Here is an 18,334-nt window from a genome sequence, read left to right as displayed (position 1 = left end):
ATTTCGAGGGGGATCCGCTTGTCGTCAAAGCCTACCAAGCTGGCGGATCTGGCCGCGCTGGCGGGTGTGTCCACCGCGACCGTGTCGCGGGCGCTGTCGGGCCACCCGTCGGTCAGCAAGGCGACCCAGGCGCGCATCCAGGCATTGGCACGCGAGCACGACGTCCGCCCCAACCAGATGGCGCGCAACCTCCGGCTGCGCAGCACCGGCGCGATCGGGCTGGCGATGCCGCTGGGCCATGCGCGAACCCAGCACCTCACCGACCCCTTCTTCCTCTCCCTGCTCGGCTATATCGCCGACCTGCTGGTCGATCGCGGTTACGACGTGCTGCTCTCGCGCGTGCTGCCCGAGAACAACGACTGGCTCGAGCGGCTGGTCGATTCGGGCCGGGTCGACGGGCTGCTGCTGATCGGCCAGTCGGACCAATATCGCACGATCGAGCGAGTCGCGGCGCGGTACGGACCGCTGGTCGTCTGGGGCGTGCATCGCGCCGGGCAGCGCCATCTCGCGATCGGGTCGGACAATGTCGCCGGCGGGCGGCTGGCGGCGACGCATCTGCTCGCGCGCGACCGGCGCCGCCTGCTCTTCGTCGGCGATCCCGCGCCGCCCGAGTTCGCCGACCGGCTCGCGGGCTTCACCGCGGTGGCGCGCGAGGCGGGGGTACGCGCCGAGGTGCTCGCCACGCCGATGGACCCCGATCGCGTCCATGCCGCGATGCGCACCCGGCTCGCGGTGGGCACGCTGCCCGACGCGGTGTTCGCCGCCTCCGACGTCGCCGCGATGAGCGTGCTGCGCGCGGCGAGCGAGGCCGGCATCGACGTGCCCAGCGACATGGCGGTGATCGGCTATGACGATGTCACGCTGGCGGCGCACACCTCGCCGCCGCTGACCACGATCCGGCAGGATCTGGCCACCGGCGCCGCGCTGATGGTCGAGCGGCTGGTCGCGCGCATCGCGGGCGAGCCGGCGGACGCGGCGGTGATCCCCCCGGAGCTGGTGGTGCGCGCCTCGACCTAGCGCGTGGTTCATCTGCTGTGACCGGCGAGGTGCTCCTGCGACCGCCGGAGCACGCCTTGGCCCCGTGTATCCGACGTTGACGCTGGTTCGAACCGCGACAGTCGCTCGACCGCAATCGATTGCAGCTCCCGGCGGTCTACCCTAAGGGCGTGCCGGACGAAGCACCACGGGAATCGGCATGACGATGGAGCAGCGCCTCGCCGCGATCGGACCGCGACTTCGTCGCCAGCTCGAACGGCTGTACGGCGCGCGCGGCGACACCGGCGAGCTATGGGCGATGACGGTGGCGCTGCTGCACGAGCGCGCGGTCGAGCGGCCCGCCGCGCTCGTCGCGCTCGACGCCGCGCGGCTCGCCGATCCGGACTGGTTCGTCCGCCCCGACATGCTCGGCTACTCGACCTATGTCGACCTCTTCGCGGGCACGGTCGCGGGGCTGGCCGAGCGGGTGCCCTATCTGCGCGACCAGGGCGTTCGCTACCTCCACCTGCTCGCGCTGCTCAAGGCGCGCGCGGGGGACAGCGACGGCGGCTTCGCGGTGGCCGACTATCTCGCGGTCGAGCCGCGGCTGGGCGACATGGACGAGCTGGAACGGCTCACCGCGCGGCTGCGCGAGGCGAACATCAGCCTCTGCGTCGATCTCGCGCTCAACCACACCGCCGACGATCACGTCTGGGCGCAGGCGGCGCGCGCGGGCGATCCCTTCTATCGCGATTTCTACATCGTGGTCGACGCCGCCACCGCTGCCGCGCGCGACGCCGAACTGCCCCAGGTCTTCCCCGCCACCGCGCCCGGCAATTTCACCGCGGTGCCCGCGATGGGCGGACATGTCTGGACCACCTTCTACCCGTTCCAATGGGATCTCGACTGGCGCAATCCCGACGTCTTCCTGTCGATCCTCGACGTCGCGCTGCGGCTCGCCAACAAGGGCGTGGAGGCGTTCCGGCTCGACAGCATCGCCTTCCTGTGGAAGCAGCCCGGCACCGACTGCCGTAACCTGCCCGAGACGCATTATATCGTCCGTGCGCTGCGCGCCGCGCTCGACATCGTCGCGCCTGCGACGCTGCTCAAGGCGGAGGCGATCGTGCCGACCGCCTTCGTGCCGCCCTATTTCGGGAAGGACGAGGGCGACGGGTTCGAGCCCGAATGCCACCTGGTCTACAACAATTCGCTGATGGTGGCGGGCTGGGTCGCGCTGGCGGAGCGAAGCGCGGCCCTGCCCGCGGCGATCATCGCCGCTTCCGGCGGGCTGCCGCGCGGCGCCAATTGGCTGAGCTACGCGCGCTGCCACGACGATATCGGCTGGGGCTCGGTGCTGGGCGACCTGCGCGCGATCGATCCCGCGCCGGAGCGCCGGCTCGCCGATGCGGCGCATCGGCTCGAGGGCGCGGACGGCGGCTGGGGCCGCGCCGAACCGTTCCAGAGCGACGGCGCGCTGCTCCACGGCAGCAACGGCACGCTCGCCTCGATCGCGGGGTTGGAGGCCGCGCGCGACGCGGACGAGCGCGAGGCAGCCTTTCGCCGCATCGCGCTGCTCAACGCGCTGGCGATCGCGAGCGGCGGGCTCGCCACCACCTACATGGGGGACGAGCTGGGGCAGTTCAACGACCGCAGCTATCGCGACGATCCCGAGCGCGCGCACGAGGGGCGCTGGCTGCACCGCCCCGCGATGGACTGGGACGCGGTCGATGGCGCGGCATCGCGGCGGATCGGCGGCGACCTGCGCGCGCTGCGCGCCGCGCGCGTGGCGAGCGGCGGCGCGGGGGCGCCGACCTCGCTTCCGACCGGCATGGACGCGCTGCTCGGCATCGGCTGCGGCAGCGACCGAGTGTTCCTCAATTTCGGCGCGGCGGCGCTGCCGCTGCCCGCGGCTGGACGCGACCGGCTGACCGGCGCAGTCTGCGACAGCGTGCCGGGCTGGGGCGTGGCGTGGCTGGAGGGCGGACGATGAGTCGCGGGAGCAGTCGCCGGCGATCGCGCGGGCCAGCGGGACGAATCCGGTGAACCGCCCGCGGCTCCCGCTCGCGCGGATCGTCGAGATGAACCTCGGCTTCCTGGGGCTGCAATTCTCCTTCGGCCTGCAACAAGCCAATATGGCGCCGATCTACGGCTATCTCGGCGCGGACGAGGCGACGCTGCCGCTGCTATGGCTCGCCGGCCCGGTCACCGGCTTGCTCGTGCAACCGCTGATCGGGGCGATGAGCGACCGCACCCAGTCGCGGCTCGGCCGCCGCACCCCTTATTTCATGGTCGGCGCGGTGCTGTGCAGCCTGTGCCTGTTCGCCATGCCGTACAGCCGGACCTTGTGGATGGCGGCGAGCCTGTTGTGGATCCTCGACGCCGCCAACAACGTGACGATGGAACCGTATCGCGCCTATGTCGGCGATCGGCTCGCGCCGGATCAGCGGACGGTCGGGTTCCTGACGCAATCCGCCTTCACCGGGCTGGCGCAGACGCTGTCCTATCTGGCGCCGAGCCTGTTGGTGTGGATCGGGCTCGACAAGGATGCGGTGGACGCCAACGGCATCCCCGACATCACGCGGATCGCCTTCGTGATCGGCGCGATCCTGTCGCTCTCGACGATCCTGTGGTCGATCTGGCGCGTGCCCGAGCTGCCGCTGCCGCGCGAGGAACGCGCGCGGCTCGTCGCCGAGCCGCTGACGCTGCGCGCGGCGCTGGCCGACCTCCGGCTGGCGCTGATCGAGATGCCGCGCCCGATGCGCCAGCTCGCGCTGGCGATGCTGTGCCAATGGTATGCCATGTTCGCTTACTGGCAGTTCATCGCCTTCGCGCTGGCGCGTTCGCTCCACGGCACCGCCGATCCGGCGAGCCGCGCCTTTCGCGACACCGCGCTGACGGTCGGGCAGCTCGGCGCCTTCTACAATGCGGTGGCGTTCGTCGCGGCGCTGGCGCTGGTGCCGCTGGCGCGGCGCTTCGGGGTGAAGCGGGTCCATGCCGGCTGCCTCGCCGTCTCGGGCGCGGCGATGCTCGCGATCCCCGCGATCGGCCAGGAGGCGTGGCTCTATCTCGCGATGGTCGGGATCGGGATCGGCTGGGCCGGGATGATGGGCAATCCCTATGTCATGCTCACCGACATGATCCCGCCCGAGCGCAACGGGGTCTATATGGGCATCTTCAACATGTTCATCGTCATCCCGATGATGATCGAGAGCCTGTCGATCCCGTTGTTCTACCACCGGCTGCTCGGCGGGGATGCGCGCGGGGTGCTGGTGCTCGCCGGGACGCTGATGCTGCTGGGCGCGGTGGCGACCGTGGCGGTGGGGCGCGGCCGACGCGTGGCCGCCTAGCGAGGGATCGACCCGGGGTGAACCAGCGCGGTGCTCCTGCGGGCGCAGGAGCACGGTTCACGCGAGGTGACGATCTTCACGGGTGGTTGCCCTCAGCCGAACGCGGTCACCGCCTCGGCGATCACCGCATAGATACGGTCGAGCTCGTCGGCGCCGATGCAATAAGGCGGCATGACGTACAGCGTGTCGCCGAGCGGACGAAGCAGCACGTCGCGCTCGCGGAAGAAGGCCATGAGCCGCGGCGCGCGGTCGGAGAGATAGCCCGCGCCCTCGCCCAGTTCGAGCGCCGCGATCGTACCCAGCGCGCGCCCCCCGCTCACCCCCGGCAACGACGCGAGCGCCTCGACCCGCTCGCGCTGGCGCGCCGCCAGCGTCGCCACCCGCGCGCGCACGGGCTCGTCGCGCCAGATCGCGAGATTGGCGCAGGCCGCGGCACAGGCGATCGGGTTGGCGGTATAGCTCGACGAGTGGAAGAACATACGCGCGCGGTCGGTGCTGCGATGCGCCTCGAACAGCGGCTCGCGCGCCATGGTCACCGCCAGCGGCACCGCGCCCCCGGTCAGCCCCTTGGACAGGCACAGGATGTCCGGGACGACATCGGCCTGCTCACACGCCAGGACGGTGCCGGTGCGCCCCCAGCCGGTCATCACCTCGTCCGCGATGAACAGCACGCCGTGACGCGCGCAGATCGCGTGCATCGCGGCCAGGACCGCGGGCGGGTAGAACAACATCCCCCCTGCGCCGAGCACCAGCGGCTCGACGATGAACGCCGCCGCTCCCGCCGCGCACGCTTGCTCCAGCGCGTCGAACGTCGCCTGCTCGGCGCCCGCCGCGGGAAAGGGGATCGTGCCCACGTCGAACAGCAGCGGGGCATAGGGCCGGTTGAACACGCCGCGCGCGCCGACCGACATCGCGCCGATCGTGTCGCCGTGATAGCTGTGCTCCATCACCAGGATACGGTCGCGCGGTTCGCCGCGCGCGTGCCAATAGCCGAGCGCCATCTTGAGCGCGACCTCGACGCTGGTCGATCCCGAGTCGGAGAAGAAGACCCGCGTCAGCGCCGCGGGCATCATCGCGACCAGACCGCGCGCCAGTTCCTCGGCGGGCGCGTGGGTCCAGCCCGCGAAGATGATCTGGTCGAGCCGCTCGGCCTGGTCGCGGATCGCCGCGACGATGCGCGGATGATTGTGGCCGTGGGTCGTCACCCACCAGGACGAGATGGCGTCGACGACGCGGCGCCCGTCCGCGGTGTGGAGCAGCGCGCCGTCTCCGCGCGCGACCAGCGGGATCGGCTCGCCCAGCCCGTGCTGGGTGAAGGGATGCCAGATCGGTGAGCCGCTCATCGGAAATCCTCCGCGTCGAAGCCCGCGGCGAATGCCGCAGCGAGCGCGGGCGCGTCTAGCCGCGGCAGCAGCGCCAGCCGCCCGAGCCGCCGCAGTCGCCCGATCGCCGCGATCGTCGCCTCGCTGTCCTCCTGCGCCGCGCCGACGAAGGCGATCCCGAGCAGCTCTACCCCGCGCGCGCGCAGCGCCTCGATCGAGAGCAGGCTGTGGTTGATCGTGCCCAATTCGGTGCGCGCCACCAGCACCGTCGGGCACGCCCAGCGCGCGATCTGGTCCGCGAAGAGCCAGTCGCGCGTCAGCGGGACCAGCGCGCCGCCCGCCCCCTCCACCACCAGCCGCCCCGCCACCGCGGGCAGCGCCAGTTGCGCGGGATCGATCGTCACGCCGTCGATCTCCGCGGCGCGATGCGGCGAGCAGGGCGTCTGGAGCCGATAGACCTCGGGCAGGACGCGATCGCGCGGGACGCCCAGCGCGGTCACGCTGGCGGCGTCGCTGCCGTCCTCGAGGCCGGCCTGGACCGGCTTCCAATAAGACGCGCCGAGCGCCAGCGTCAGCGCGGCGGAGAAGACCGTCTTGCCCACGCCGGTATCGGTGCCCGTCACCGCGATCACGGCGCTCATCGCCGCGCCTCCGCGAGCACCGCGGCCAGCGCGGCGAGGTCCGCCGCCGTGACGTGGAGCGTCAGCGACAGCCGCAGCCGCGCGCTGCCGCTCGGCACCGTCGGCGGGCGGATCGCGCGCACGTCGAAACCGGCCTGCTGGACCGCGGCGGCGAGATCGAGCGCGGCGCGATCCTCGCCGACGATCAACGGCATCACCTGCGTGCCCGTGTCGGTCGCGCCGAGCGGGCCGAGCCGCGCGCCCGCCTCCGCGATCAGCTGATGGAGCCGCTGGCGACGCTCCGCCTCGTCGCCGATCGCCGCCAGCGCGGCGCGCGCCACCGCGGCGGCGAGCGGCGCGGGCGCGGTGGAGAAGATGAAGGGGCGCGCGCGCGTCACCAGGAAGTCGCGTATCACGCGCGGGGCGCAGACCAGCGCGCCCTCGCACCCGAGCGCCTTGCCGAACGTCTTGAGCGTGATGACATTCTCTGCGCCGTCCAGCGCCGCGGCGAGGCCGCGGCCGCGCTCGCCCCAGACACCGACCGCATGCGCCTCGTCGATCACCAGCATCGCCGCATGGCGTGCCGCGATCTCGGCCAGCGCGGTGAGCGGCGCGCGATCGCCGTCCATGCTGTAGAGGCTCTCCACCGCGATCCAGGGCGTCCCCAGCCCGCCGCGCGCGCGCCAGGCGCGGATCGCCGCCTCCACCGCGGCGGGCTCGTTGTGCGCGACCATCGCGGTGTCGGCGCGGCCGAGGCGCATGCCGTCGTGGCTGCTCGCATGGACCAGCGCGTCATACACGACCAGATCACCCGTCTGCGGCAGCGTGCCGAGCAGCGCGGTGTTGGCGGCATAGCCGCTCGCGAAGAACAGCGCGGTCTCGCTGCCGAAGAAGCGCGCGCCCTCCTCCTCGAGCGCCTCGTGTTCGGGATCGTTGCCGCGCAACAGCCGCGATCCGCCCGAACCGAGCGCCACGCCGCGCTCGAGCGCCGCCATCGCCGCCGCGCGCAGCCGCGGGGCGCCGGCCAGCGCGAGATAATCGTTGGAGGAGAAATCGATCCCGCGCCGCGGCGCGAGGGTACGGAGCCGGTCGCGCGCGGCGAGCGCGGCGAGTTGGTCTCGGTGCGAAGCGAGGTGCATCGCGGCGCGTATAGGCCGCGCGGGCGCGAACACCAGCCGCCGCGACGAGCCGGTGGCGCGGCGAGGCGCGGCACGCCGCGGCGCGCGCGGCGTTCACCCTGTCATGACCAGGTCAACCGTCCACCCCGCCGTTCCCGCGATCGCGGGAGTCGCGCTGCTCGGCGCGATCGCCGGCGTCGCGCTCTCGCGCCGCGGCGCACCCGTCACCGCCACCTATCCGCCGCTCGATGTGCCCAAGCACTTCGCCGAGGACGTGTGGGTGGTCGACAGCGGACCGATCAACGCGGGCGGGCTGGTGCTGCCGGTGCGGATGACGGTGATCCGGCTGCGCGCCGGCGGGCTGCTGCTCCATTCGCCGACGGCCTATACCCCGGCGCTCGCCGCCGCGCTCGCGGCGCTCGGTCCGGTGGCGCATCTGGTCGCCCCCAATGTCGCGCACTGGACCTATCTGCCGCGATGGCAGCGCGCCTTCCCGCGCGCGACGCTCTGGGCCGCGCCCGGGCTGGCGGAGCGCGCGCAGGTGCGGCGCGCGGGGCTGCGCGTCGACGGCGTGCTCGGGGAAATGCCGCCCGCGGCGCGGCGCGACGAGATCGATCAGGGCGTGGTGGAGGGCGGAGCGGGCTTCCGCGAGGTCTGGTTCCTCCACCGCGCGACGCGGACGTTGGTGGTGACCGACCTGCTGCAGAACCTCGACGCGGCGCGGTTGCCCGCGCTGACCGCGCTGGTGGCGCGCGCCACGCGCGGCGCATCGGGCACCACCCCGCTGTATCTGCGCGCGGCGCTGCGGCTCGGCGGTGAGACGATGCGCGGCGCCTTGCGTGCGATGGTGGCGCAGGCGCCCGAGCGGGTGGTGATGGCGCATGGCGCGCCGTTCAACCACGGCGGCGCGGCGCGATTGCGTCGCGCCTTCGCCTGGCTCGATTGACCGACTCCCCGACAACAAGCGCCCGGCGCGAGGCACCGGGCGGAGGTTGGTCTAGGGAGCACTAGACGGTCTGGTGCGATGCCCTCGACGGGGCATCGGAACGTGGATCAGAGCGTGTTGCCGGCGGTGGCGCTGACATTGTCGCCCGCCACGTTGCCGGGCAGTGCGCCGAGGTCCTCACCGTTGCCCAGCGCCGAGAAGTTGCCGTCCGCCGGCAGTTCCTCGTTGAGCACCGTGTCATTCGCCAGCGTGTCGTTGGCGGCGGTGTCATTGCTGGTCGGCGACCCGCAGGCGGCGAGCGCCAGCGCCAGGCCGAACCCAGTCACACCGGCGACGATCTTCTTCATCAACTCCGATCCCCTTCGAATAGGCGGCGCCCCGCGCCGTCTGCGACAATCTACACTGAGTCGATCGGAATACAAGGGCGCAGATGCGCCGGTGACCCGCATAGGCGAGCGACACCGTGCGCCCGCACGCAGCGACGACTTCATTGTAGGAGGGAGTCAGGGGAGGAGGAACGTACCCTCGATCACGGTGACGCAGTCGCCGCGCAGGATCACCCGCTCGCCGTCGAGGCGGCAGCCCACGCGCCCGCCGCGCGCGCTCGCCTGGAACGCGCCGAACGAGTCGAGGCCGAGCTGCTCCGCCCAATAGGGCACCATCACCGCGTGCGCGGAGCCCGTCACCGGGTCCTCGGGGATGTCGAAATAGTCGGTGAAGACACGGCTGACCACCTCGGCGGTCTCGCCGCGCGCGGCGACGATATGGACGAACGGCCCGAGCGCCTTGATCGCACGCCCGTCCGGCGTCGCCGCCCGCACCGCGGCCTCGTCGGCGACGATCACGAGCGCATAGCCCTTCTCGTGCCACAAGGTCTCGACCGCCTCGACACCGAGCGCCGCGACGATCTCGGGCAGCGCGCGCGGCGTCGGCTTCCAAGCCGGCAGCGCCATGGCGTAGCTCGCTCCCACGGCGCCCTCCGCGCGCGCGACCTCGAGCACGCCGGCCTGGCGCGTGCGGAAGCGCACCGCGTCGCGGTCACCGTCCGACGAGAGCACGAAATGGCCGCTCGCCAGCGTGGCATGGCCGCACAGCGCCACCTCCGCGGCGGGCGTGAACCAGCGCAGCTCGAAGTCGCTGTCGCCGCTCGGGTCGGGGACGAGGAAGGCGGTCTCGCTGAGGTTGTTCTCCTCCGCGATCTGCTGGAGCAGCCGGTCCTCGGGCCAGCTCGCCAGCGGCATCACCGCCGCCGGATTGCCCGCAAAGGCGGCGTCGGCGAAGGCGTCGATCTGGGCGAAGGGAATGCGCATCAATAGCCTACTCGCTTGCCGAACCAGTGCGGCGTGACGTCCGCCTCGACCAGCGGATTGTCGGTGTCGACATGGCCCTCGGGGTCGAGGTGGATCAGCGTCTCGACGCGCGGGAAGGTCTGGCGCAGCGCCACCTCCACCCGCTCGACGATGTCATGCGCGTCTCGCACGGTGAGGCTGGGGTCGACCTCCATGTGGAATTGCGCGAAATCGTGACTGCCGGCGCGGCGCGTGCGGAAATCGTGGATGCCGCGGATGCCGGGCTGGCGCGCGGCCACCTCCATGAAGGCGGCGCGCTGGTCCTCGGGCCATTCCTTGTCCATCAGCATGTCGATCGCCTGGCTCGACGCCTGGAACGCGCCCCAGGCGAGCCACAACGCGATGGCGATGCCGAACACCGGGTCCGCCCCCGCCAGGCCGACATATTGATCGAGCACCAGCGCCGCGATCACCGCCACGTTGAGCAGCACGTCCGACTGGTAATGGACGTTGTCCGCCAGGATCGCGACCGAGCCGGTGCGCCGGATCACGCTGCGCTGATAGGCGAGCAGCGCGAAGGTGGCGAGGATGGCGAGCACCGAGACGACGATACCCAGCCCCGCGTCCTCGTTGGCGGCGGGTGCGGAGAAGCGCTGGATCGCGCGCACCGCGATGCCGATCGCCGAGGCGGTGATCAGCACCACCTGGAACAGCGCGGCGAGCGCCTCGGCCTTGCCGTGGCCGAAGCGGTGGTCGTGATCGGCCGGCTCGGCGGCGAGTTTCACGCCGTACAGCGTGACGAGGCTCGCGAGCAGGTCGAGCCCGGTGTCGGCCAGGCTCCCCAGCATCGCGACCGAGCCGGTGTGCCAGGCGGCATAGCCCTTCACCACCAGCAGCGACGTGGCCATCGCCACGCTGGCGAGCGCCGCGCGCATCGCCAAGGGCACGACGCGGCGGCGTTCCTCGTTGGTCATGGGAACAGCAGCCCCTCGGTCCATTCCCCGCCGGAACGGGTGAACAGGCGCCGCTCGTGCAGCCGGTGCGCGCGATCCTGCCAGAATTCGATTTCCTCGGCGGCGACGCGATAGCCGCCCCAGAACGGCGGGCGCGGCACGTCCTGCCCGTCGAACCGCGCGCGCATCGCCTCGACGCGCGCCTCGAAGGTGGCGCGCGAGTCGAGCGGGCGCGACTGGTCCGAGGCCCAGGCGCCGAGCTGCGAGTCGCGGCCGCGTGAGGCGAAATAGGAGTCGCTCTCGGCATCGCTGACAGGGCTCACCGCCCCGGTGACGCGGACCTGACGGCGCAGCGACTTCCAGTGGAAGAGCAGCGAGGCCTGGGCATTGGCGCCGAGCTGCTCGGCCTTGCGGCTGCCGCGGTTGGTGTAGAAGACGAAGCCGTCGGGGCCGTGCCCCTTGAGCAGCACCATGCGGACCGACGGCCGTCCGCCGGCATCCGCGGTGGCGAGTGCCATCGCATTGGGGTCGTTGGGTTCGCTCTGTTCCGCCTCGGCGAGCCAGCGGTCGAAGAGCGCGATCGGATCGTCGGCCATGCCGCGCATCTAGGCGAAAAGGGCCGCGATTTCCACGCCCGATCGGGCGTGACCCGGGCCGAGGGAACCCGCTCGGCAGCAAATGATTGAATCGCCTCCGGAACAAGGGAAGCGACATGGCCGCGCGGGCATATTGGCAGGGACAGATCCGGCTCGCGCTGGTCTCGATCCCGGTGGAGATCTACTCGGCGACCAAGTCGGGCGCGCAGGTCAGCTTCCACCAGATCCACGAACCCTCGGGCAAGCGGATCAAATATGAGAAGGTGGTGCCGGGCATGGGCCCGGTCGACACCGACGAGATCGTCAAGGGCTTCGAGGTCGAGAAGGGCGAATATGTCCTGCTCGAGCAGGACGAGATCGACGCGGTCAAGCTCGAGTCGAAGAAGACGCTGGAGCTCACCCAGTTCGTCGATGCCAGCGACATCGACGTGCTCTATTACGAGAAGCCCTATTTCGTCGTCCCCGCCGACGATCTCGCCGAGGAAGCGTTCATCGTGCTGCGCGAGGCGCTGCGGCGGACCAAGAAGGTCGGGCTGGGGCAATTGGCGATGCGCGGGCGCGAATATGTCGTCAGCCTCAAACCGTGCGGGCGCGGCATGGTGCTGGAGACGCTGCGCTACGCCGACGAGGTCAACAAGGCGCAGGGCTATTTCCGCGACATCCCCGACGAGAAGCCCGACCCCGAGCTGCTCGACCTCGCCGAGGCGCTGATCGAGAAGAAGAGCGGCGCCTTCGACCCGCAGGAGTTCCACGACCGCTACGTCGACGCGTTGCGCGGGCTGATCGAGCGCAAGCGCAAGGCGCACGGGCGCAAGATCATCGAGGACAAGGACGAGGGTGGCGGGCGCTCGGGCTCGAACGTGGTCGACCTCATGGCCGCGCTGAAGAAGTCGATGGAGGGCTCGCGCGGCGCGGCCAACGAGAACGCGCGCGCGGGCAAGGCCGGTGCGAAGCCGGCGACGAAGCGCGCGCCGGCGAAGAAGCCGGCGGCGCGCAAGCCGGCGGCGAAGAAGAGCGCGTGAGGGTCACTCCCCGCCTCCGTCATCCCGGACTTGGTCCGGGATCCACTCGTCCACGCGAGCAACCCTTTCTGAGTATGCGGCACCGTTGGTCCGGACCCAAAAGGCGGCTTAGTCTTTCATCACCGTCATCCCGGCCTAGGGCCGTGATCCATGGCGCCGCGAGAGCAACGCGGACGGCTCTCGCGGCGCCATGGATCCCGGGTCAAGCCCGGGATGACGGGGCAAGTCGCTTCCGCGACAATAAACCTTTTTGGGTCTGGACCCGTGGATCCCGGACCAAGTCCGGGATGACGGTGGTGGTTGGGGCGATCGCGTATCGCAGCGGCCACCCGCATGAGGATCGGGTCGCGTGACGAGGAAGAAAGGCGAGGCCGCGCCCTCCCCCGCCGATCCGCTCGCGCGCTACAACGCCAAGCGCGACTTCACCCGCACCGCCGAGCCCGCCGGCACGCTCGCACCGGGCAACGGCAACAGCTTCATGGTGCAGAAGCACGACGCCACGCGCCTGCACTGGGACTTCCGGCTCGAACTCGACGGCGTGCTCAAGAGCTGGGCGGTGACGCGCGGTCCCAGCCTCGATCCCGACGAGAAGCGGCTCGCGGTGCGCACCGAGGACCATCCGCTCTCCTACGCCACGTTCGAGGGCACGATCCCCAAGGGCGAATATGGCGGCGGCACGGTGATGCTGTGGGACCGCGGCACCTGGTCGCCGATCGCGGGCAAGAGCGCGCGCGACCTCGACAAGGGTCATCTCCATTTCGTGCTCGACGGCGAGCGGATGAAGGGCGAGTGGCTGCTCATCCGGCTGCGCCCGCGCGGGAAGGAGAAGAACGAGAACTGGCTGCTGCGCAAGATCGACGACGCCTACGCCGGCGGGACCGACACGCTGGTCGAGACCGCGCTGACCAGCGTCGCGACCGGCCGCACGATGCAGGAGATCGCCGAGGGTGCGCCGCCGCACGAGCAGGCCGCCGCAGCGAGAGCGAAACCTGCCAAGGCCAGGTCGCGCAAACGCGCGCGCAAGGCCGCCCCGCCCGCCTATGAGCCACCGCAGCTCTGCACCTTGGTCGATTCGGTGCCGGGTGGCAGCGACTGGATACATGAGGTAAAGTACGACGGCTATCGCGCACTCGTCGCGGTCGCCGACGGAAAGGCCAAGGTCTACACGCGCAACGGCCTGGACTGGACCGACAAGTTCGGCGGGATCGCCTCGGCCGCGGGCGCGCTCCCGGTCGGCAGTGCGCTGATCGACGGCGAGATCGTCGCCTTCAAGGACGGACGCCCCGATTTCTCGACGCTCAAGGACGCGATCAGCGGGGGCGGCGCGATGACGCTCTTCGCCTTCGACCTACTCGAGCAGGACGGCGAGGATTTGCGCGGGCTCGCCAACGTCCAGCGCAAGGAGCGGCTGCGCGCGTTGGTCGGCGCGGGCGAGGAGCGGCTCCAGTTCGCCGAGCATGTCATCGGCGCGGGCGAGCGATTGTTCGAGACGATGTGCCGCGAGGGCTTCGAGGGGATCGTCTCGAAGAAGGCCGACGCGCCCTATCGCGGCAAGCGCACCCAGGCGTGGCTCAAGGTAAAATGTACCCGCCGGCAGGAGTTCGTCGTGGTCGGTTGGACGCCGTCGGACAAGCGCCGCGGCTTCCGCTCGCTGCTGCTCGGCGTCAACGAGGGCGGCGAACTGCGCTACGCCGGCAAGGTCGGGACCGGCTTCTCGGGCGCGCTGATCGAGGAGCTGACCGCCCAACTCGAGAAACTCGAGCGCAAGACGCCGACGGTCGCGGCGCCGCGCGCGGCGGTACGCGGGGCGCGTTGGGTCAGCCCGAAGCTCGTGGCCGAGATCGCCTTCACCGAGACCACTCCCGAGGGCGTGCTGCGCCACCCCAGCTTCCTCGGCCTGCGCGGTGACAAGAAGGCCGCGGAAGTGGTGGTGGAGCGGCCCGCGCCCGCGCCGAAGGCGGCCGCAGCGCCGACCACGTCGATCAAGGTGTCGAGCCGGGACCGCGTCATCTTCCCCGAGAGCGAGGTGACCAAGGGCGACCTCGCCGATCATTATCTCGCCGTCGCCGGGATCATGCTCCCCTGGGTCGGCCACCGCCCGGTCAGCCTGGTGCGATGCCCGCAGGGACGCGCCAAGCACTGCTTCTTCCAGAAGCACGACGCCGGCTCGTTCGGCGACACCGTGCACCAGGTGCCGATCCGCGAGAAGGACGGCTCGACCGAGAACTACCTCTACGTCGACTCGGCGGACGGCCTCGTCGCCTGCGTGCAGATGGGGACGATCGAGTTCCACGGCTGGGGCTCGACGGTCGCCGAGCTGGAGCGGCCCGATCGCATGGTGTTCGACCTGGACCCCGACGAGGGCCTCGACTTCGCCGACACGAAGCGCGCCGCCGAGCATCTCAAGGAGCAGCTCGCCGAGCTCGGCCTGACCAGCTTCCCGCTGCTGTCGGGCGGCAAGGGCGTCCATGTCGTGGTGCCGCTGACGCCCGCGGCGGAATGGCCCGCGGTGCGCGACTTCGCCGAGCGCTTCGCGCGCGCGCTGGCGCAGGCCGAGCCCGAGCGCTTCGTCGCCAACATGAGCAAGGCTAAGCGCAAGGGCCGCATCTTCATCGACTATCTGCGCAACCAGCGCGGCGCGACCGCGATCATGCCCTATGCCGCGCGCGCCCGCGCCGGTGCCCCGGTGGCCGCGCCGGTGTCCTGGACCGAGCTGCGCGACCTCGACACCGCGGCGCGCTGGCACGTCGGCGACGCCGCCGAACTGATCGCGCGCGCCAACGGCCGCTCGCTCAAGGGCTGGGGCGTCGCGGATCAGGTGCTGCCCGAAGTGTGAGGCGTGGCGGCAAACTCCTCCCCGCGCGCGCGAGGGATTTTAGCGCCCGGCTACCGCTATAATGGACGGATGCCGCTCCGCCGCCTTCGCGCCCCGACGCTCGTGACGCTCGCCGCCGTCCCGCTCGCGGTCGGGTCGGTGCCGCCCTCCTGGATCGGCACCGCGCAGGACCGCCTCGCCGTCGACGCGGCGTTACACGCGCTGAGCGACCGTCTCGCGGCCAGCGACAGCGCGACGCTCGTGCTCGACGGCTGGTGCGCCGAGCATCGCATGGCCGCCGATCCCACGATCACGGCCGAGCGGATCCGCGCCGACGCGCGCCCCGCCCCGCCCGAGATCCGCGCGCTGCTCAAGGTCCCCGCCACCGAACGGCTCGGCTATCGCCACGTCCGGCTGCGCTGCGGCACGCACGTCCTCTCCGACGCGGACAATTGGTACGTCCCCGCGCGGCTCACGCCCGACATCAATCGCCAGCTCGACACCAGCGACACGCCGTTCGGCCGCGCCGCGCAGCCGCTGCAGTTCCGCCGTCACACCCTGTCGAGCCGGCACCTCTGGTCGGCGTTGCCGCGACACCCGGACAGGCCGGCGCCCGATCGCTGGCCGGACCGCGCCGGGATCGGCGCGACGGACATCGTGATCGGGAACCGCGCATTGCTGCTGCTGCCCGACGGCGCGCCGATCAGCGCGGTGGTGGAGCGTTACACCGGCGCGGTGCTCGCTTACCCCGCGGCGCCAGTGGCGCGTTGAAAGATCGCGCCGCGGCTTTGCACTGCACCGCGGCATCGCTTAGGGTCAGCTTCGCCCGCGCACGGAGGATCGAGTGGCGACCCAGCCTGCCCTGTTCGATGCCGGGACCAACGCGCGCCGCTGGCTCGACGATTACGCCGGCCATCCCGACGACGCGATGCGCGCGGGCGATCCCGCCGCCGCGCTGGCGATGCTGGAGGAACTCGCCGCGGTTGCGGGGGACGATCTCGGCCACGCGCGCGAGCGGGTGCAGCGCCACGCCGCCGACATCGGCACCGGCTTCCGCATCATCGGCGAGGAGGCCGAGCGCCCCTGGCCGGTCAGCCCGATCCCGCTGCTGATCGAGGCGGACGAATGGACGCGGATCGAGCGCGGCGTGGTGCAGCGCGCCGATCTGCTCGAACGTGTGCTCCAGGATCTCTACGGCGAGGCCCAGCTGGTCCAGCGCGGGCATCTGCCCGCCACCCTGGTCACCGGCAGCCCGTATTTCCTGCGCCCGCTGGTGGGGCTTGCCCCGCCGGGTGGCCATCACCTGCGCTTCGTCGCGGTGGATCTCGGCCGCGGCCCGTCGGGCGAGTGGCGCGTGCTCGCCGACCAGTTGCGCACCCCCACCGGCGCCGGCTATGCGCTGGAGAACCGGCTGGCGGTGAGCCGCACGCTCGGCGGGTTGCAGGGCCGGCTCAACGTGCGCCGCCACGCGCCCTTCTTCGCCGCCTTCCGCGACGGGCTCGCCGCCGCCTGCCGCCGCAGCGACCCGCGGATCGGCCTGCTCACCCCCGGCCGCTACAATCCCAGTTACCCCGAGCAGGCGCATCTCGCGCGCTATCTCGGGCTGCTGCTGGTCGAGGGCGACGATCTCGCCGCGCTGGAGGACCGGCTCTATGTCCGCACCATCGGCGGGCTCAAGCGGGTCGACGCGCTGTGGCGGCGGCTCGACCCGCGGCTGCTCGATCCGCTCGCGTTCGACTCGCACTCGCGCATCGGCGTGCCGGGGCTGATCGATGCCTGGGCGGCGGGCAATGTCGTGCTGGCCAACGCGCCGGGGGCGGGCGTGCTGGAGAGCGCGGCGTTCGGCGCCTTTCTCCCCCAGCTCGCGACGCGGCTGACCGGGGCCGATCTGATCCTGCCCAATATCGCGACCTGGTGGTGCGGGCAGCCGCGCGAGGCCGAACACGTCCGCGCCGAGCTGCCGTCGCTGCTGCTCTCCTCCGCCTTCGGGGCGCGGACGCTGGGACTGCCCGGCGAGCTGCCGGTGGCGGGCGCCGATCTGTCCGACGCGCAGGCGGCCGCGCTGCTGGAGGACATGGCGCGGCGCCCGCAGGATTATGTCGGGCAGGAGATCGTCCGCCTCTCGACCATGCCGGTGGTGATCGCCGACCGGATGGAGCCGCGCCCCTTCACGCTGCGCGTCTTCGCGGCGCGCGACCGCGACGGGCGCTGGCAGGTCATGCCCGGCGGCTTCGCGCGGATCGGCGCCCATCCGGACCCGCGCGCGGCGGTGATGGGCGAGGGCAGCTGGTCCGCCGACGTCTGCGTCCACGGCCGCGAGACGGTGGCGCCGGTGTCGCTGCTGCCCGCGGTCGACACGCTCCACGTGCGCCGCAACCCGGGCACGCTGCCGAGCCGGGTCGCGGACAATTTCTTCTGGCTCGGCCGCTATCTCGAGCGCGGCGAGGCGATGCTTGCGGTGATCCGCGTGATGCTGGGCAATTCGATCGACGCCGACGCGGGCGCCGCGCTCGGCACCGACACGGTCGCCAAATTGGTCGCCGAGCTGGTCGGTGCCGGCGCCGCGCCGCCGCCGCCCTCGCTGCGCCGGGCCGATCTCACCCAGTTCGCGCGCACCGCGATGGAGGCGCGCGCCCATGGCTGGCAGTCGGTCGCCGCGATCAACGCGCACGCGCAGCGGATCGCGGGCGGCTCGCGCGACCGGCTCTCCGCCGACATGGTGCGGCTGCTCGACGCGCCCTTCCCCACGCATCGCGGGCTGCTCGATCGCGCCGGCTCGCTCCAGCGCCGCTACGCCGCGATCGCGGGGCTGTCGGCCGAGCATATGGGGCGCACCGCGGCGTGGCGCTTCCACGACCTCGGCCGCCGGATCGAGCGCGCGCAGGCGATCGCGCGCGCCGCGCGCGTGTTCGGCACCGTCGGCGCGGGGCTCGACGATCTCTCGACCCTGCTCGATCTGGGCGACAGCCAGATCAGCTATCGGCAACGCTATCTCACCGGCATCGCGCGCGTGCCCGTACTGGACCTCGTCGTGCTCGATCCCGGCAACCCGCGCGCGCTCGCCTTCCAGGTCGAGGCGATCCGCGAGCATCTCGCGCGGCTGCCGGTGCTGGAGGATGACGGCATGGCCGAGGCGCAGCAGATCGAGGCGACCGAGCTCTACGCGATGGTCGCGCCCGAGCAGGCCGCGACGCTGACCGGCGAGTTGCTGCTCGCGGTCGAGCAACGGCTCGGGCGGCTGTCCGACGCGGTGGCGCGGCGCTATTTCCTGCAGGGCGCCGAGCCGCTGCGCGCGGGCGGGCTGACGCTGGCGTGAACGCGACGCTTGCCA

At 71.8% G+C, this 18,334-nt stretch carries 15 protein-coding genes; 8 read left to right on the top strand and 7 right to left on the bottom strand.

Going from position 1 to position 18,334, the window contains the following annotated elements; genetic code table 11:
- The first annotated feature begins 18 nt into the window (after positions 1-18).
- The 3 genes from EV292_RS10065 (at position 19) to EV292_RS10055 (ending at position 4,322) form a co-directional block, all read left to right on the top strand.
- A complete protein-coding gene (locus EV292_RS10065; protein WP_243693709.1) occupies positions 19-1,017 on the top strand; it encodes a substrate-binding domain-containing protein in 999 nt (332 codons plus the stop codon).
- A gap of 178 nt (positions 1,018-1,195) precedes the next feature.
- On the top strand, positions 1,196-2,965 hold the full coding sequence (locus tag EV292_RS10060; protein ID WP_132909071.1) for an alpha-amylase family glycosyl hydrolase: 1,770 nt from the start codon (positions 1,196-1,198) through the stop codon (positions 2,963-2,965).
- Between the two features lie 88 nt (positions 2,966-3,053).
- On the top strand, positions 3,054-4,322 hold the full coding sequence (locus EV292_RS10055; RefSeq protein WP_132909419.1) for an MFS transporter: 1,269 nt from the start codon (positions 3,054-3,056) through the stop codon (positions 4,320-4,322).
- Positions 4,323-4,414: 92 nt separating this feature from the next.
- Here the strand turns inward: EV292_RS10055 and EV292_RS10050 are convergent, their stop codons facing one another.
- The 3 genes from EV292_RS10050 to EV292_RS10040 are packed head-to-tail and all read right to left on the bottom strand — an operon-like array spanning position 4,415 to position 7,403.
- A complete protein-coding gene (locus EV292_RS10050) occupies positions 4,415-5,665 on the bottom strand; it encodes an adenosylmethionine--8-amino-7-oxononanoate transaminase (protein ID WP_132909070.1) in 1,251 nt (416 codons plus the stop codon).
- Positions 5,662-6,285, bottom strand: coding sequence for a dethiobiotin synthase (gene bioD / locus EV292_RS10045; RefSeq protein ID WP_132909069.1), 624 nt, complete (start codon positions 6,283-6,285; stop codon positions 5,662-5,664). The genes EV292_RS10050 and bioD overlap by 4 nt, the downstream gene beginning before the upstream one ends.
- Positions 6,282-7,403: an 8-amino-7-oxononanoate synthase gene (locus EV292_RS10040; RefSeq protein ID WP_132909068.1), complete on the bottom strand. Its 1,122-nt coding sequence runs from the start codon at positions 7,401-7,403 to the stop codon at positions 6,282-6,284. The genes bioD and EV292_RS10040 overlap by 4 nt, the downstream gene beginning before the upstream one ends.
- 103 nt (positions 7,404-7,506) lie before the next feature.
- On the opposite strand from EV292_RS10040, the gene EV292_RS10035 reads away from it, so the two are divergent.
- Entirely contained in the window at positions 7,507-8,328 is an 822-nt protein-coding gene (locus EV292_RS10035) for a DUF4336 domain-containing protein (RefSeq protein ID WP_132909067.1), read from the top strand.
- Between the two features lie 107 nt (positions 8,329-8,435).
- Here the strand turns inward: EV292_RS10035 and EV292_RS10030 are convergent, their stop codons facing one another.
- The 4 genes from EV292_RS10030 to pdxH all read right to left on the bottom strand — a co-directional run bounded on the left by EV292_RS10030 (position 8,436) and on the right by pdxH (position 11,166).
- A complete protein-coding gene (locus tag EV292_RS10030) occupies positions 8,436-8,675 on the bottom strand; it encodes a hypothetical protein (RefSeq protein WP_132909066.1) in 240 nt (79 codons plus the stop codon).
- A gap of 156 nt (positions 8,676-8,831) precedes the next feature.
- Entirely contained in the window at positions 8,832-9,638 is an 807-nt protein-coding gene (locus EV292_RS10025) for a PhzF family phenazine biosynthesis protein (protein ID WP_132909065.1), read from the bottom strand.
- On the bottom strand, positions 9,638-10,591 hold the full coding sequence (locus EV292_RS10020; RefSeq protein ID WP_132909064.1) for a cation diffusion facilitator family transporter: 954 nt from the start codon (positions 10,589-10,591) through the stop codon (positions 9,638-9,640). The genes EV292_RS10025 and EV292_RS10020 overlap by 1 nt, the downstream gene beginning before the upstream one ends.
- Positions 10,588-11,166 carry a pyridoxamine 5'-phosphate oxidase gene (gene pdxH / locus EV292_RS10015; protein ID WP_132909063.1) on the bottom strand — a complete coding sequence of 193 codons (579 nt, stop codon included), beginning with the start codon at positions 11,164-11,166 and terminating at the stop codon, positions 10,588-10,590. Before pdxH ends, EV292_RS10020 begins: the two co-directional genes overlap by 4 nt.
- 116 nt (positions 11,167-11,282) lie before the next feature.
- On the opposite strand from pdxH, the gene EV292_RS10010 reads away from it, so the two are divergent.
- The 4 genes from EV292_RS10010 to EV292_RS09995 all read left to right on the top strand — a co-directional run bounded on the left by EV292_RS10010 (position 11,283) and on the right by EV292_RS09995 (position 18,319).
- Positions 11,283-12,188 carry a Ku protein gene (locus EV292_RS10010; protein ID WP_132909062.1) on the top strand — a complete coding sequence of 302 codons (906 nt, stop codon included), beginning with the start codon at positions 11,283-11,285 and terminating at the stop codon, positions 12,186-12,188.
- 349 nt (positions 12,189-12,537) lie between these two features.
- A complete protein-coding gene (ligD, locus tag EV292_RS10005) occupies positions 12,538-15,024 on the top strand; it encodes a DNA ligase D (RefSeq protein WP_132909061.1) in 2,487 nt (828 codons plus the stop codon).
- Between the two features lie 69 nt (positions 15,025-15,093).
- Positions 15,094-15,774 (top strand): hypothetical protein, encoded by a 681-nt coding sequence (locus EV292_RS10000; protein WP_132909060.1) that lies wholly within the window; start codon positions 15,094-15,096, stop codon positions 15,772-15,774.
- Between the two features lie 73 nt (positions 15,775-15,847).
- A complete protein-coding gene (locus EV292_RS09995; protein WP_132909059.1) occupies positions 15,848-18,319 on the top strand; it encodes a circularly permuted type 2 ATP-grasp protein in 2,472 nt (823 codons plus the stop codon).
- Positions 18,320-18,334 lie beyond the last annotated feature (15 nt).

Source organism: Sphingomonas sp. BK235 (assembly GCF_004345855.1).
In the GTDB taxonomy this organism is placed as follows: domain Bacteria; phylum Pseudomonadota; class Alphaproteobacteria; order Sphingomonadales; family Sphingomonadaceae; genus Sphingomonas.
The sequence above is the reverse complement of the archived record's forward strand: the minus strand, read 5'-3'. Positions and strand labels throughout refer to the sequence as shown.